General features: G+C 50.7%; 10 protein-coding genes, 1 tRNA gene and 1 pseudogene. 5 read left to right on the forward strand and 7 right to left on the reverse strand.

Annotation, left to right across the window (positions count from 1 at the left end):
* Window positions 1-55: 55 nt before the first annotated feature.
* Window positions 56-784 carry an HTH-type transcriptional regulator RutR gene (gene rutR / locus MP213Fo_RS05980; protein WP_421090731.1) on the reverse strand — a complete coding sequence of 243 codons (729 nt, stop codon included), beginning with the start codon at window positions 782-784 and terminating at the stop codon, window positions 56-58.
* 222 nt (window positions 785-1,006) lie between these two features.
* Here rutR and MP213Fo_RS05985 point away from each other — a divergent pair, with 222 nt between their 5' ends.
* Both MP213Fo_RS05985 and hydA read left to right on the forward strand, forming a co-directional pair.
* On the forward strand, window positions 1,007-2,251 hold the full coding sequence (locus MP213Fo_RS05985; RefSeq protein ID WP_421091031.1) for a Zn-dependent hydrolase: 1,245 nt from the start codon (window positions 1,007-1,009) through the stop codon (window positions 2,249-2,251).
* Window positions 2,252-2,353: 102 nt separating this feature from the next.
* On the forward strand, window positions 2,354-3,826 hold the full coding sequence (hydA, locus tag MP213Fo_RS05990) for a dihydropyrimidinase (protein WP_421090732.1): 1,473 nt from the start codon (window positions 2,354-2,356) through the stop codon (window positions 3,824-3,826).
* 61 nt (window positions 3,827-3,887) lie between these two features.
* On the opposite strand, the gene MP213Fo_RS05995 is transcribed toward hydA, so the two are convergent.
* From MP213Fo_RS05995 to MP213Fo_RS06010, 4 genes are all read right to left on the reverse strand, one after another.
* On the reverse strand, window positions 3,888-7,034 hold the full coding sequence (locus tag MP213Fo_RS05995) for an efflux RND transporter permease subunit (protein ID WP_421091032.1): 3,147 nt from the start codon (window positions 7,032-7,034) through the stop codon (window positions 3,888-3,890).
* Between the two features lie 71 nt (window positions 7,035-7,105).
* On the reverse strand, window positions 7,106-8,290 hold the full coding sequence (locus tag MP213Fo_RS06000) for an efflux RND transporter periplasmic adaptor subunit (protein WP_421091033.1): 1,185 nt from the start codon (window positions 8,288-8,290) through the stop codon (window positions 7,106-7,108).
* Between the two features lie 352 nt (window positions 8,291-8,642).
* On the reverse strand, window positions 8,643-9,545 hold the full coding sequence (locus tag MP213Fo_RS06005) for a pseudouridine-5'-phosphate glycosidase (protein ID WP_421091034.1): 903 nt from the start codon (window positions 9,543-9,545) through the stop codon (window positions 8,643-8,645).
* Between the two features lie 105 nt (window positions 9,546-9,650).
* On the reverse strand, window positions 9,651-10,811 hold the full coding sequence (locus MP213Fo_RS06010) for a carbohydrate kinase (RefSeq protein WP_421090733.1): 1,161 nt from the start codon (window positions 10,809-10,811) through the stop codon (window positions 9,651-9,653).
* Between the two features lie 420 nt (window positions 10,812-11,231).
* Here MP213Fo_RS06010 and MP213Fo_RS06015 point away from each other — a divergent pair, with 420 nt between their 5' ends.
* Together MP213Fo_RS06015 and MP213Fo_RS06020 are read left to right on the forward strand one after the other, a co-directional pair.
* The gene (locus MP213Fo_RS06015; protein ID WP_421091035.1) at window positions 11,232-12,743 is read left to right on the forward strand and encodes a sensor histidine kinase; all 1,512 of its coding nucleotides are present in this window, start codon (window positions 11,232-11,234) and stop codon (window positions 12,741-12,743) included.
* A 145-nt stretch (window positions 12,744-12,888) separates the two neighbouring features.
* A tRNA-Arg gene (locus MP213Fo_RS06020) sits at window positions 12,889-12,965 on the forward strand.
* 37 nt (window positions 12,966-13,002) lie between these two features.
* On the opposite strand, the gene MP213Fo_RS06025 is transcribed toward MP213Fo_RS06020, so the two are convergent.
* Both MP213Fo_RS06025 and MP213Fo_RS06030 read right to left on the reverse strand, forming a co-directional pair.
* Window positions 13,003-13,698, reverse strand: coding sequence for a hypothetical protein (locus MP213Fo_RS06025; protein WP_421090734.1), 696 nt, complete (start codon window positions 13,696-13,698; stop codon window positions 13,003-13,005).
* A gap of 187 nt (window positions 13,699-13,885) precedes the next feature.
* A pseudogene (locus tag MP213Fo_RS06030) lies at window positions 13,886-14,456 on the reverse strand (IS1595 family transposase).
* Between the two features lie 275 nt (window positions 14,457-14,731).
* Here MP213Fo_RS06030 and MP213Fo_RS06035 point away from each other — a divergent pair.
* Window positions 14,732-15,721 (forward strand): ring-cleaving dioxygenase, encoded by a 990-nt coding sequence (locus tag MP213Fo_RS06035; protein ID WP_421090735.1) that lies wholly within the window; start codon window positions 14,732-14,734, stop codon window positions 15,719-15,721.
* Window positions 15,722-15,745 lie beyond the last annotated feature (24 nt).

Raw genomic sequence — 15,745 nt, forward strand, 5'->3', positions numbered from 1 at the left:
TATTGGCGCCAAAAGTACCGCCGGTAGCGGGCTTGGTAGTGCTTATCCTGTCCGCTCAGCGCGGGCGGATACCGTCAAGCAAAATGGCGCTGACAGATTTTATGGTTTTTTCGCACATATCCGGCGCATCAAAACCAATACCAAGGACTGCGCGCAACTGCGTTTCAAAATCCGAATAATGTTGCGTAGTTGCCCAGATACTAAAAATCAGATGGTGAGGGTCGCTTTGCGCCAGCTTACCCGCAGCCATCCAGCCACCGATCATCGCGGCTTTTTCATCCACAAGCCTGCGCATATCCTCGCGCAAAAATGTGCCGATGGCCGGAGCACCTTGCAAAATTTCATTGGCAAACAACCGCGAAGCTTCAGGATACTGAAAAGCCAACTCAAGCTTGGTACGGATATAGCCCGCCAGTTCCTGCAGCGGATCACCGTCCGGATCAAGGGCGCGCAACGAGGCCAGCCATTGCTCCAGCATGCGCTGCAAAACGGTTACGTAAATATCTTCCTTACGACGAAAATAATACAGAATATTCGGCTTGGACATACCAGCTTTAAGGGCAATCTGATCGATTGTGGAGCCGCGAAACCCATAGGAAGAAAATACATCAAGCGCCGCCTCAAGTATGAGCCTGCGTTTGGTTTCCTGAATACGCGACAACACCTCCGGCGCATCATCACCGGCCTGCCAATCCACAGAAACAGCGGGGGCTGGTTTGCTTTTGGCGGAAACGGATGGCTCTGCCGCGGATATTTTTACCGCGCCGTTCAGTTTACGTGCCATATCTCTCTCCCCCAAGGCTGCGTTCCGGTAAAAACATATTCTCTTACAGCAAATTCTGCGCCAAAGACCGGAGCAGTAATCAACGGTTTTTCAGCTAAACAATCAAGGCTAATTTTGCAGTATTAAGTCGCAAGGCCTTATGCCACTGTTGCTCTGTCACTTAAGATAACCAAGACAACTTTCATATTGAATAACAAAGTGAATACGGGAACGAAGATGAATATAAACCTGAACAGCAACCTCAAAACCAATGCCGACCGCCTCTGGGACAGTCTGATGGAGATGGCTAAAATCGGCCCCGGCATCTCAACCGGTAATAACCGCCAGACACTCACAGATGAAGATCGCGACGGCAGGCTGCTGTTTCAAAAATGGTGCGATGCCGCCGGTATGCGCATGAGCATTGACACGATGGGCAATATGTTTGCCCGCCGCGAAGGTACGGAACCGGCTTTGCCGCCGGTAATGCTGGGCAGCCATCTGGACACGCAGCCGACAGGTGGCAAATATGACGGTGTGCTGGGTGTGCTCGGCGGGCTGGAAGTGGTGCGCACACTCAATGATCTCGGCATTCAGACCCGCCATCCGATCGAGGTTGTGAACTGGACCAATGAGGAAGGGGCGCGTTTTGCGCCAGCGATGCTGGCTTCAGGTGTCTTTGCCGGTCTTTATGATGAAGCATGGGCAAAATCACGCACCGATGCCGATGGTAAAACGGTTGGTACAGAGCTGAAGCGGATCGGTTTTGAGGGCGATGTTCCGACCGCAAAGCGCGAGATCAAAGCCTATTATGAACTGCATATTGAGCAAGGCCCGATCCTTGAAGATGAAAATATTGATATCGGCATCGTAACTCATGGTCAGGGTTTGAAATGGTTGCAGGTTACCCTCACCGGCAAAGAGGCACATACCGGCTCAACACCGATGCGCAAGCGCGTCAATGCGGGACTTGGTATGGCGCGTATTACCGAGCGCGTAGATGAAATTGCATGGGCACATGCACCCGATGCCGTGGGCGCAGTAGGCTTTGCCAATATCAGCCCAAACTCGCGCAATATCATTCCGGGCAAGGCCGTTTTCGTGGTTGATTTCCGCCATCCTAACAAAGCCGTTCTTGCCGTGATGGAGCAGGAATTACTGGAGTCGGTAAAAGAGATTTGTGAAAAATCCGGCCTCACTTATGAGATTGAAGAAGTCGGTGCTTTTGACCCGATCAGCTTTGATGAGACCTGTTTGTCGGCTATTCGTCAGGCCACGGAACGGCTCGGATTTTCGCATCGCAACATTATTTCAGGCGCAGGGCATGATGCATGCTGGATTAATCAAGTGGCACCATCAGCCATGATTATGTGCCCCTGCGTTGATGGGCTGAGCCATAATGAGGCCGAAGAAATTACCAAGACATGGGCAAGTAATGGTGCAGATGTGCTGCTGCATGCAGCCCTTGAAACGGCGGGTATTGTATAAATGAACAAACAGACGGCACGGAAATTTCGTGCCGTTCCCTAACACTGATCCGCGTTCAAATCACTGCATCTGTTCGAAAAAAACCATAAGGGGAAACGAACAATGGTAACATACGGAGCGAAGACAACACTGATAAAAGGCGGAAAAATTATTACCGCCGACCGCAGCTATTATGCTGATATTATCCTTAAAGACGGCAAGATCACCACAATCGGCAAAGACCTCACCGGCGATACGGTGATTGACGCACAAGGCTGTCTGATCATGCCCGGCGGCATCGACCCGCATACGCATCTGGAAATGCCGTTTATGGGAACGCATAGTGCGGATGATTTTGACAGTGGCACCGCTGCCGCACTGGCTGGTGGCACGACAATGGTAGTGGATTTTGTGCTGCCTTCGCCGGAAGGTAACCTGCTTGAAGCTCTGCAAATCTGGTTTCAGAAAGCAGGAAAAGCCCGTACAGATTATTCCTTTCATATGGCGATTACCGGCTGGAACGAGCGCTGCTATCGTGAAATGCCGGAAGTGGTGGCACGTGGCATCAATACTTTCAAACATTTCATGGCCTATAAAGGCGCATTAATGGTCAATGATGACGAGATGTTCGCCTCATTCCAGCGCTGTGCTGAAACCGGCGCCATGCCGCTGGTACATGCAGAAAACGGAGATATTGTTGCGCAATTGCAGCAAAGCCTGCTGGCTAAAGGCAATAGTGGTCCCGAAGCGCACAGCTATTCCCGTCCGCCGGAGGTAGAGGGCGAGGCTACAAACCGTGCAATTATGATTGCTGATCAGGCCGGTGTACCGCTTTATGTGGTACATGTTTCCTGTGAGCAGGCCCATGAAGCTATCCGCCGTGCCCGACAAAAAGGTATGCGGGTTTATGGTGAGCCGCTGATCCAGCATCTGACACTGGATGACAGTGAGTATCAGAATAAAAACTGGGATTATGCAGCAAGGCGGGTCATGTCACCGCCGTTTCGCGATAAGGTCAATCAGGACAGCCTGTGGGCGGGTCTGGCGGCCGGAAGTCTGCAATGCGTGGCAACGGATCATTGTGCGTTTACCACCGAGCAAAAACGCAATGGTATCGGCAATTTCACGAAAATTCCAAACGGTACCGCCGGTCTGGAAGAGCGCTTGCCAGTGTTATGGACGCAAGGCGTGCGCACAGGTCGCCTGACTGAAAATGAATTTGTGGCTGTAACCTCTACCAATATCGCAAAAATTCTCAATATTTATCCGCGCAAGGGCGCCATTCTGGAAGGCTCTGATGCGGATCTGGTGATCTGGGATCCGCAAGCCTCCAAAGTGATCTCTGCCAAACATCAGCACTCGGCCATTGATTATAATGTTTTTGAAGGCATGCAGGTCACCGGCCTGCCGCGCATGACGATCAGTGGCGGCCACATTGCTTATCAAGACGGCAAAGTGCTGGCGCAACCGGGCGACGGGCGGTTCATAGAGCGCCCTGCCAATCCGGCGCCGCAACAAGCTTTGTCGGTTTGGAAAGATGTGGTAGCGCCCCGCAAGGTTGAGCGTGATCCGGCATTGATGCCAATCGGCGTTTAAACAAAAACGGCGGGCTTTTGCCCGCCGTTTTTGTTTGTCAATTGAAGCTTATAAAACCCCTTTATTCCGGCTTCAGCTCCAATGTTGCCGCATGTGCCAATTCGCGGTCGAGGCGTTTTTCTTCATCACCTTTCGGCTGGGTAAAGCGGCCGAGCAGCAAATAAGCAACCGGTGTTACATAGAGCGTAGCAATAGTAGCCAGCCCCAGCCCGCCCACAATAATCCAGCCCAGTGCCACGCGTGCTTCTGCACCCGCACCTGAAGCCAGCACCAGCGGCACGCCGCCAAGTACCGCACAAATCATGGTCATACACACCGGACGCAAGCGTATATTGGAGGCCTCTTCCACAGCATCCCGCAACGACAGGCCGCGATCACGCAACTGATCGGCAAATTCCACAATCAGAATACCGTTCTTGGCCATAATCCCGACCAGCAATACCAGCCCGATCTGGCTGTAAACATTCAGGCTCGTTCCGGTGAGTATCAGCGCAACAATAGCGCATCCTAAGCCCAGCGGCACTGTGGCCATAACAATCAAAGCACTGATGAAGCTTTCAAACTGCGCCGCCAAAACCAAAAGAATAATCACGACCGCGAAACCGAATACCAGAAACAGGCCGGTCGAGGTTTCACTCAAAGTTGCCGCCTCCGCCAGCGGCACCATTTGCACACCGGCTGGCAATAATGGCGCTGCCACTTCCTGTACGGTTTTATACGCATCTCCCAGCGCGAAATCACTGCTCAGGCCGGATGTAATCGCAATCGAGCGCAGACGCTGCTCCCGCGCCAATTGCGGCGGCACTGCAATCTCACGTACAGAAGCAATTGTGGCCATTGATACATAGCGCCCGTCATTGGTGCGCATAAAAATATTTTCCAAATCCGTCGGATCATTGATCGGATTGGACGTTGCCATCATTTTTACATCATATGAGCGGTCACCAATATAAATCGCGCCAATCTTACGACCGTCGAGTACAGACTGCACAGCATTGGCAAGACCGGTAATATCTATACCGAGATCCGAGGCCTTTTCACGATCGATTTGAACCGATAATTGCGGTTGTGTGGCATCCACAGTCAGGCGTGGCTGCTGAAAGCGCGGATCTTTTTCCATCTCGGCCAGCAATGCGCGTGCTACCGGCTGGATAGTGGCATAATCATTACCCACCAGTGTGAATTGCAAACCATTACCGGCACCGCGAATACCAAGACTATTGGATTGCAAAGTGAAGGCACGCACACCGGTAATTGTGCGCAAACGCCGGTTAATATCCGCTGCTATCTCCTGTTGTTTGCGCTCGCGCTCTGCCCATGGCGCCAGTGTCAGCACCATAAAGCCGCTATTGGCGGAGCCGCCTGCACCGGCAATAGCATAGGAATTGGTGATCTCGCCGCTATCAAGCAGCGGTTGCAGCGCCTGATCGATCTGCTCAAATTGTGAACGCAGAAAGCTGATGCTGATCCCTTGCGGCCCTGATACCCGCAACATAACCGCTGAACGGTCTTCATTCGGGGTCAGCTCCTGCCGCAAGCTTGTATAAGCACTCAAAGAAAAGAAGGCGAAAACCACCGCTGCAGCAACCACAATCCACGGCGCATTGAGGCACCAGTGCAGGCTGCGACGGTAGAATTGTGCCAGCCACAGGCTGACACGGTAAATCAATCCGCGCCGTTTTTCACTGTCGGCCTCATGGCTCACTGCTTCTTTGGTCAGAAAACGCGAAGCCAGCATCGGACATAAGGTCAGCGCCACGACAGAAGACAATAACACCGCAATTGCCAGCACAAAGCCGAATTCACGGAACAAGCCACCGGCCTGCCCCGGCAAAAACGAGATGGGTACAAACACTGCAACCAGTGTCAGCGTGGTGGCAATGACTGCAAAAAACACTTCTTTGGTGCCAAGAACGGCAGCAGCACGCGGCCCCAGCCCCTGCGCACGGCGGCGGACAATATTTTCCAGCACCACAATCGCATCATCCACCACCAGCCCTGTTGCCAGCACCAATGCCAGAAGCGTGAGAATATTGATCGAAAATCCTGCCAGATAAATCGCAGCAACAGTTCCAACCAACGCAACCGGAATAGAAATTGTGGGGATCAGCGTGGCACGAATATCGCGCAGGAACATATAAATAACAGCAATAACAATGAGAATTGCCGCAATCAGCGCGATTTGCACCTCATGCATTGCGCCCCTGATGAAATTGGCATCATCGCTGGTAATTCTGATCGACATGCCTTTTGGCAATGTTTCATTGAGCTTTGCCACCTCTGCCCGTACGCCATCAGAAATATCCAGCGTATTGGATTGTGCCTGACGAATAATACCAAGACCGATACTGTTGCGGCCATTGTTGAGCACGGCAGATGTTTCAATATCAGGACCCAGCGTGACATTGGCCACATCCCGCAAACGGGTCTGATTTTTGATAATAATGTTTTCGAAATCCTCTGACGAGGTAACGGAAGCGGTGGCACGAACCACCAGCGCCTGATCGGCACTACGCAGGGAACCGGCAGGCTGATCCAGCGCCATTGAAGACAAAGCAGAGCTGACATCAGCAAAGGTCAGTCCGTAGCTCGCCAGTAATTTGTGATCAATATCAATGCGGAAAATCTTATCGCGGTCGCCGTTGGTATCAACATCGGCCACCCCCGGAACGGCAGAAAGTACATCGACAATCTGATCTTCAACAATCACTGTCATATCGTCAACGCTGAGTGTTTCAGAGCTGATTGCCAGCCTCATCACCGCATCAGCATTCGAATCCGCTTTGATGATACGCGAGGCATCTGCCTCTTCCGGCAGCTGATTGGCTACGCGTGAAATGGAGTCGCGCATATCGGCAGCAGCAACGTTAATATCCACGCCGTCATTGAATTCGATTGTCACACGGCTGCGGCCAAAGGACGAGGTGGAAGAAATGTTTTTCACACCCGATACACGCGCCACTTCGTTCTCAAGAACCTGTGTGACCTCACGATCAACCGTTTCAGCAGAAGCACCGGTAAATGTTGTACTAATAGAAATGACAGGGCGATCAACATCCGGCAATTCGCGAATATCAACACCGGTCAGCGCCGCAAGTCCGGCCACAACAATCAGCACGTTGATAACAAAGGCAAAAACCGGACGACGGATAAACAGAGCCGTGAAACCGCCGGTTTGTTGGGCATGCGCCTGCGAGGCTTCATTCATGCCGGTTGCAATTTCAGTATCAGCTGCCGTCTTCGTGTCCGGTGCTGTCGCAGAAGGATCAGAATTCATTATCAACCTGCCCGCTTGCTATCGGCTTGCACTGTCGCCGGTTGATTTTTGTTCTCGGAAGCATCGTCAGCCTTCTGGCCTTTAATTGTTACCGCACCGCCTTCACGCACATTTTGCACGCCTTCGGTCACGATCCGGTCGCCTTCAGCAATATCAGCCTCGACCAGCACCGAAGTGGCATTACGCCGGATGATGGTTGCAGCAACACGTTCAGCTTTATTGTCCTGCCCGATACGCCAGATATAAGAGCCGTTGCCATCCCACTGGATCGCCAGCGGATCAACGGACGGATAATCATCACCCGGGAACAAAACCGTCACCATAAATGACATACCAGCACGCAGCACATCACTCGGATTGGTAATCTCTGCCCGTACCCGCAATGTACGGCTGGTCGGCTCAATCATATTATCGACAGCGCTGATCTGCCCTTCCACACGCCTGCCCGGCAAAGCTGTCGGCTCTGCGGTCAGCTTTTGTCCGATGCGGATTTGCGGTGAAAAACGCTCCGGCACCCAAATATCAATCAATAATTTTGAACGGTCGTCAATGCTGGCAATGGTCGTTGCAGCGGTAACATAATTACCGGCATCAACCGGCAAAATCCCAATTATACCGGCGATCGGCGCCTTAACAGACCGGCGGCTCAGTGCCAGCTCGGCATCTTGCAGGGTCAGCCTTGCATTGGCCAGCGCCAGATCTGCGGCCACAACCTGCACCTGTGTCGCAGTATTGGTGGCGCGCAACGTGGTCATGCGCTTTTGCGTATTCTGCGCATCCTGCAAAACAACCTGCGCTTTTTGCACGGCAATTTGCTCGGTTTCAGCATCCAGCTCAGCAATGACCTGATCTTTTTTAACATGTGTACCGGCACTCACCAGAAACTGGCGAATTGTACCGCTGGCATAGGGCGACACAGAAACAGTATTGAGCGCCACGCCGCTGCCAATAGCCGTCAGCTTGTCATTAACAACCTGCTTTTCGGAAGACTTCACAACCACGAGAGGAGCTGCAGCCCCGCCCCGGGCGCCACCTGCGCTACGAGGCGCAGCGGTATTGGCTGCACCGTTCGATGGCGCTTGCACAGAGCCCGGTGGCACAGAGTTTCCAGCGGCATACCAGCGCCAGCCTGCAAAAGCTGCCACGCCCAACACCACACAAATAACAAGCTGTTTCCAGTTTTTCATCATTTCCCGATCTTGCAGATTGGCGCAGCTGACCAGCCTTCGCACTTTATTGCGGCACCTCACATTTATGTTTCCGGACATCACTATCCGGAAACATAAATGTGCCACCAATTTCATTTTCGCATTTTTACATTAATCCGCGCCTAAAATGCGCAATCCCCAGCCGCAGGTCTAATTAAATTTCTGTAATGCTCATGCGGCAAATACACATAACCCCTGCAAAACCGGCCTTTAAGAGCTCTCAATCCGTCTAGATCACGCGCGATTTCAAAAACACGCTTAACAAAACCCTAATAAAAAAGGGCGGAAACCACAGGTTCCGCCCTTTTCACCAGTTCTATCAACGCAAAGCTTATCCCAGCGCTTTATAAGCAACGGCTATACGGGCTGCCAATGTGGCGTTATTCAGCACCAGCGCAATATTAGCTTTGAGGCTGCGCCCTTGTGATAATTCATTAATCCGTGCCAGCAAAAACGGCGTTACATCTTTGCCGCCAATGCCCTGATCGGCCGCTTCTTTAACCGCAGCTTCAATGGTACCATTGATAAATTCCGGGCTCAGTGCATCTTCTTCAGGGATCGGATTGGCAATCAAAATCCCAGTGCCCGAACCAAGCGCATGGTGCAACGCCATAGCGTTGGCAATCTCTTCAGCGCTGTTAAGGCGGTGATCAGCTTTGCAGCCACTGGAGCGGGTAAAGAATGCCGGAAAATCATCGCTGCCATAAGCGATAATCGGTACGCGCTGGGTTTCCAGATATTCAAGGGTTTTAGGAATATCGAGAATGGATTTTACACCCGCACAAATGACTGTTGTTGCGGTCTGGCCAAGCTCGTTGAGATCGGCTGAAATATCAAAACTGTCTTCGGCTCCGCGATGCACACCACCAACACCGCCGGTAGCAAAAATATCAATGCCTGCAAGTGCCGCAATCCGCATGGTTGCCGAAACAGTGGTACCTGCTGTCAGCCCCTGCACCATATCTGCGGCCAGATCGCGGCTGGAGGTTTTGGCCGCATCACTGGTTTGCGCCAGTTGTTCGAGCTGACTGTCGCCCAGACCAACATGGATTTCGCCGTTCAGCACGGCGATCGTGGCTGGTACAGCACCATTCTCGCGGATAACCGCTTCAACACGACGTGCCATTTCCAGATTCTGCGGATAAGGCATGCCATGCGTAATGATCGTGGATTCAAGCGCCACAACCGGCGCTCCTTTATCCAGAGCTGCGCGGGTTTCGGCGCTGAAATGCATTTTCAATCGGGTCAAGAGCTCAGCCTTTCTGGCAGTTTATACAAGATTATTCAGTCGCTCACGCGATATAGTCTTTACTTATCCGCTGATGCGGTAACGGTTTAATTATCCGCTGATGCGGTAGCGGTATCCATCAAGAAAATGGGCTGACAAATCCGGATGCACGCTGGCATCACTCTCAGTCGTCAGCGTGGCAAGCAAAGTGCCGGTGCGCACTGCCTCATCCAGCGATTGGCCATCCAGCAGGCAATATAGTGTGCCTGAAATCAGCGCATCGCCTGCGCCGGTAATGTCCACCACTTGTGCAGGTACGCCGGCAAAGTGGCGGATACCTGCCTCATCTGCAATTTCAACCCCATCAGCCCCTAACGTCATAATAACTTTAGCCACACCCCGGGCGCGTAGCGCAGTGATTGCCTGCTGTGGTGTTAGTCGCAATGCATCATGCGGGTGGTTCAGCAGGCTATGGGCTTCATCCATATTCAAAAACAGCACATCCACAGCACTAAGGTCATGCGGCAGGCGCTGTGCTTTAGGCGCCGAAACCGTATCAACCGCCAGCTGAAACCGGCTACCGGTTTTTTTGGCAAGCAACAGCTCAAGGGTGGCCTGCGGCAAGTTACAATCGGCAAAAACCCAGTCTGCGGACGCCAGATGCGGCCATGCATTATCGAGTAACTCCGGTTTAAACAGATCAAAAATACCCATATCAGCGATACCGAGAGCCAGTTCATTATCGGGCGCAAGAATGGCCGCATATTCGGCAGTTGGTGCCTCAGCGGTTACAATCGCACGGCTGACATCCACCCCAAGTACACGCAAATTATCAAGAATAGCCCGTCCGGTTTCATCATCACCAAGAATGGAAACAAAGCCGGTATTGACCCCGAGACGCACTAGATTTTCAGTGACATTACGCGCAACACCGCCATGGCTGCGATAGCCGCTGACCGGATTGGAGGTTTGGCTGATCAATGGGGCATGGGCATGGTATTTACGATCAAACACCGCACCACCCACACAGACAATCCGTTTGGCTTCCGGCAAATAATATCCACGTCCAAGCACAAAGCCTTTTTGTGTCAATTGTACAATATGAGCGGCAACTGTTGACCGCGCCAACCCCAATGCATCAGCAATGTTTTGCTGACCAACAAAGGGATTGGCAGTGATCATATCCAGAATACCGCGTTCTTGTGCGGATAAATCCTGCAGGGCAGTGCGCGAAGCCGCATTTGACTGCGCTGCTAATTTATCGTCTTGCATGATCACACGTCTCCGCAGAGTTTCTGATTTTCTATGTGCCACCTAGCACAACTAAAACATATGTTAAATATAAAACTTTTGTTTGTAGGTTGTTTTGTAAATTTCTAATAAATGTTTTATAAAGACCGCCATTTGAAATTTTCTATTAAGACGCCTATATTATATAAATAGCAGGGTTTGGGCCGACAGGCAGACAGTCATGCGTAACTTGGCAGCCGAGACTTGATAGGTTCGTGGGCGATAATGGCAATACGGTACTTGAGCCGCACAGCCTGACGGATGGACAAAATGACCCTTATGAAAAACAAGGATTTTCAGAGGCCTGCCGACAGGATTAATCCAGAGTCAAAACTCAACCATGCCGAAACTCTGCACACAGCACCTGCCGCTTCATCCACGAAACAAACATTAGTCAACGGTATGACACCGGTATTTCCTATTCAGGAACCGGCCCTTACACCGCCTTCGCCGCCCGATTTCAACCCGACAGATCCGGCTGAGCCACACATTCCTCTGCGCCGCCGCCTGTCCAGCAAATTATTGCTGATGATCGTATTGGCGGTTTTGATTGCTGAAGTGATTATTCTTGTGCCCTCGATTGCCAATATGCGTAATCAATGGATGACCTCCAAGCACAATATGATCTCGACAGCCAGCCTGCTCTTGCGCGATGCCAATCCCGGCAGAGCTTTAACCCCTGAAATGCAGGAGCAGCTGCTACGGCTTACCAATGCCCAGACCATTACGGTTACCCGCAACGGCACCAGCCAGATACTGGCGACCACTGCCACACCACCAGTCATTGATGAGCGCATTGACCTGACAACGGCAACGCCTTTCACCGATTTCTGGGGCGCGTTGAAAACGTTGATTGGCGGCAGCGGCAAAGCTATGCTGATTTCAGGCCCCACTACTGAGCCTGATACATTTGTAGATGTGGTTCTTTACGATACTGCACTGCACAATAAGCTGATGCAGAACTCACGGATCATCGCCAATATTTCTCTGCTGATCTCTCTGATCGCAGCTGCGCTGATCTATTTCATCATTCACCGCCTGTTGCTGCGCCCTGTCGGTCATATGTATGAAAATATGTTTGCCTTTGCACGTAAGCCGGATGATCCGACCCTGATTATTGATGCCTCGCATCGTAATGACGAGCTTGGCTATGCGCAAAACCGGCTGGCGCAAATGCAAACCCATCTTCAAAACCTGTTTCATGAACGCAAACATCTGGCGGATCTCGGTCTGGCCGTATCCAAAATCAATCATGATATGCGTAATATTCTAGCCTCGGCGCAGCTGATGTCTGACAGCCTTGCCGATACGCAGGATCCGGTGGTGCAGCGCTATTCACCAAAGCTTATCCGTACACTGAACCGCGCTATTACCTATTCTGAGACCGTGCTGGCTTATGGCCGCACACAAGAGGCCATACCTGTTCGCCATAAATACCCGTTGCGCCCGCTTCTCCATGAAGTTGAAGAGATGCTGACAATACCGGCTAATATACCAATCACATTCCGCAATATGGTTCCTGCTGATTTTGAAGCCTATATTGATAAAGAACAAATGCTGCGGGTGCTCAATAATCTGTGCCGCAACTCAATACAGGCAATGGTTGCCCATGAGACGGCACCCGACGCAGAGAAGAGCCTGACTATCAGCGCGTGGCGCATTGGCACGATGAGCTGCATTGCGGTTGCCGATACCGGCCCCGGCCTGCCACAGAAAGCACGCGACAATCTTTTCACGGCATTCAGCGGCTCCAGTCGCAATGACGGCACCGGATTGGGGCTGGTCATTGCGCAGGAACTTGTACGTGCACATGGCGGCGCGATTGAATTGCGCGAAGATTATAAAACCGGCGCTTTGTTTGAAATCCGTATCCCTGACATGCCGGTCTATTTTCACCAGACACAGCAGACATAAGATAACCCCCTGATTTCCTGCACTTATCCCCAAAATCAAAAAAAAATAAGTTTTATGTCTTTTTTTCAAGATAAGCGCTTGCAATGTATAACAGAACCCTTTAGAGACGCCTTACCGCACCAAACACGGAGCGGTTCTAAGGTAAGCGCCCGTAGCTCAGCTGGATAGAGCACCAGACTACGAATCTGGGGGTCAGAGGTTCGAATCCTTTCGGGCGCGCCATCCTTACTAAAAAACAATATTTGACAGCAGATGCTGCCTAAATAAAATCAAAAAAGCTCCCCATTAAGTCATCAGCATCGTGCCCTGACTTATTGATTTTTGCTGCTAATTTAGCAGTGCGTGCTGCTATAGTTTCATTTACAAAATCGCATCGAGTAGATTTGGGGAGATACGTATCCCAAAGTAATTTATTACTTACCCATGGCGGTTGAGTACGACGCCCTCCTTTCCAAAACTGAATAACATTTTGCACACCTTCATCGTCCCGATTACGATAAACCCAACGGAGCTCTCTTCCTGTGATCGGCTTAGCTGTATGAAACGTACTTTTTTTAACCACAGCATTCATGTCAATATGATCTAGCAGAAAATGAACTCTAATATTATCCTCTTTTGCCCAATTCAATGCAGCCTTACACTTACGTCCAAGAACCATTCCAAACTCAACATTACTAAGGTTTTCTTTTTCTAAATCATCAAACAGTGACGCATACTTTGGATGCCTTGTAATACTCCCCCAAAAAGCATATTGCCGGGGTGGCGCAGTGAAAGCATCGCCCCACTGTAAGGGGGCATAAGCATCCAAACTAAAATCACTATAACCAAGCTGAATTTTTTGCTGAAGTACCCCGCTAAAATTTTTACTATTTTCAGCATACATATCAATTATAGCATCTAGGCCAAATATTAAGTCTCCGAATACATAACTTTCATATGGATTAGCTGGAAACATAATTTAAATTCCACCAATAATAAACAAATGTATCTTTTATATAGATCATCATTTAAAACACAAAAAAAAATAAATGTATTTCATAATACCTAATCGTCTACAGTTTAGTTTCTCAGATATCAAAGACTTGAAACCATAATAATTCATCGAATATACTTCGAATTATTTTTTGCTAAATTCTTTAAATTTAAATCAAAGGACTGACATAGATAGCGTGTCTGCTGTTAGTGAACCACCAGCGCTGCTGTGGAATGCCGTTATAGCCCAGCAGGTGACGCTTGGCTTGGTTCCAGAAGTTCTTGATCCCGTTGATGTGATTGATGCCATCGGCGAACAGATCCGAATGGTTGATCCGGACGTGATGGAACTCGGAAACATCCAGAACATCATTGGTGCCGAAATTGTCGGGGTAGACGATGGAGTCCGACCTCACCTTATCCCTGATGATTGGGAAAAGCGTGTCTGTACGGGCATTGGGGATGACAACAACATAACCTTTCCACCCCGCTTCAATAGGCCAAAGACCGGAACCTTGCCCGTTGCGCAGCGACTGCGCTTACCTTTCCTGCGTCCGCCAAAATAGCTTTCATCGACTTCAATCTCGCCGCCCATCAGGACCGGCTCTGATATAGCTAATTCCTCGCAAATCACTTCGCGAACCTTATGGAAGAACAGGATCGCGTGTTGCGATTGACACCCGTCAATTCCGCCGCTGAGCGACACGTGGTAACTGCGCAAAAATAGACTTTCTCGGCTATCTATGTCAGCCCCTAACTTTATTGGTGTTTACGCACAACTGATTCTGACGACCGCAATACATTTCTCTGGATGCACTATGGCTTTGTACGAATCACAAACTTTCCGGCAAAAAGTAAAAACGTAATTCCGCTATTTCGCTCACCCTTCAAGACGCAGTGTCCCATTTTTGTCCCCTGTATGCTGAGCGCACTTCGCCCTATATTGAGACCAACAAACGCGTCGCAACTATTACATTATCAAGACGAACCTCATATGCGGCGCCCGGAGGACAATCATGTCACTCAATCTCACTGGCAATCACACTGGCAATCTCACTGGCAATCTCACTGGCATTCATCACCTGACCGCAATTACTGCACAGGCCAAAGAAAATAAAGAATTCTACACCGGCCTGCTTGGTATGCGTCTGGTCAAAAAAACCGTCAATCAGGACGATACCAGCGCCTATCATCTGTTTTATGCAGACGGTATTGCATCACCTGGTTCTGACCTGACATTCTTCGACTGGCCAACCGCACCGGAACGCCGCGGCACTCACTCTATCAGCCGCACAGGTTTACGGGTATCAGGGCAGGAATCGCTCGACTACTGGCGCCAGCGCCTGAGTGAAGCCAATGTCAGCACTGAAGATATTCAGCTTATTGATGGCCGCGCATCGCTCGATTTTGAGGATTTCGAAGGGCAACGCTTTCGTCTGCTTGATGATGGTGAAACACATGCAGCCCATCCGTGGGATAAAAGCCCTGTGCCAACACAGCATCAGATTCGCGGGCTTGGTCCGATTACCATCAGCGTGCCTGATCTGAAATATACTGAAGCCTATCTGGTTAAGCTGATGAATATGCGCAAGGTTCGTGATTATCCGTCACCCGATGGCCACGGCCATGTGCATGTTTATGAAATGGGCGAAGGTGGTGCCGGTGCTGAACTGCATGTCGCGGTGCAGCCTGATCTGCCGGTCGCACATCAGGGTGCTGGTGGTGTTCATCACGTGGCATTCCGTACCCCCGATCAAGCCAGTATGCATGAATGGTTACGGGTATTGAATGATCATGGTGTACGCTCGTCAGGTGAAGTTGACCGGTTCTATTTCCGCTCGCTCTATTTCCGCGAGGGCAATGGCATCCTGTTTGAGATCGCCACCGACGGCCCGGGCTTCGCTACAGACGAGCCGATGGAAAGTCTTGGTGAAAGCCTGTCGCTGCCACCGTTTCTCGAAGCCAAGCGTGATGTAATCGAGCGCAACCTGAAGCCGCTATCATAAAGATATACAAACAAAAAAGGAGGG

The organism is Pseudochrobactrum mosebachae (genome assembly GCF_048914685.1).
Taxonomy (GTDB): domain Bacteria; phylum Pseudomonadota; class Alphaproteobacteria; order Rhizobiales; family Rhizobiaceae; genus Pseudochrobactrum.

What these genes read in the sequence shown, in the direction of transcription:
- MP213Fo_RS06025 (WP_421090734.1), bottom strand. Translation starts at nt 13,698, where the DNA reads ATGTTTCCAGCTAATCCATATGAAAGTTATGTATTCGGAGACTTAATA.
- MP213Fo_RS06035 (WP_421090735.1), top strand. Translation starts at nt 14,732, where the DNA reads ATGTCACTCAATCTCACTGGCAATCACACTGGCAATCTCACTGGCAAT.
- MP213Fo_RS06010 (WP_421090733.1), bottom strand. Translation starts at nt 10,811, where the DNA reads ATGCAAGACGATAAATTAGCAGCGCAGTCAAATGCGGCTTCGCGCACT.
- MP213Fo_RS06005 (WP_421091034.1), bottom strand. Translation starts at nt 9,545, where the DNA reads ATGCATTTCAGCGCCGAAACCCGCGCAGCTCTGGATAAAGGAGCGCCG.
- hydA (WP_421090732.1), top strand. Translation starts at nt 2,354, where the DNA reads ATGGTAACATACGGAGCGAAGACAACACTGATAAAAGGCGGAAAAATT.
- MP213Fo_RS06015 (WP_421091035.1), top strand. Translation starts at nt 11,232, where the DNA reads ATGACACCGGTATTTCCTATTCAGGAACCGGCCCTTACACCGCCTTCG.
- MP213Fo_RS06000 (WP_421091033.1), bottom strand. Translation starts at nt 8,290, where the DNA reads ATGAAAAACTGGAAACAGCTTGTTATTTGTGTGGTGTTGGGCGTGGCA.
- rutR (WP_421090731.1), bottom strand. Translation starts at nt 784, where the DNA reads ATGGCACGTAAACTGAACGGCGCGGTAAAAATATCCGCGGCAGAGCCA.
- MP213Fo_RS05995 (WP_421091032.1), bottom strand. Translation starts at nt 7,034, where the DNA reads ATGAATGAAGCCTCGCAGGCGCATGCCCAACAAACCGGCGGTTTCACG.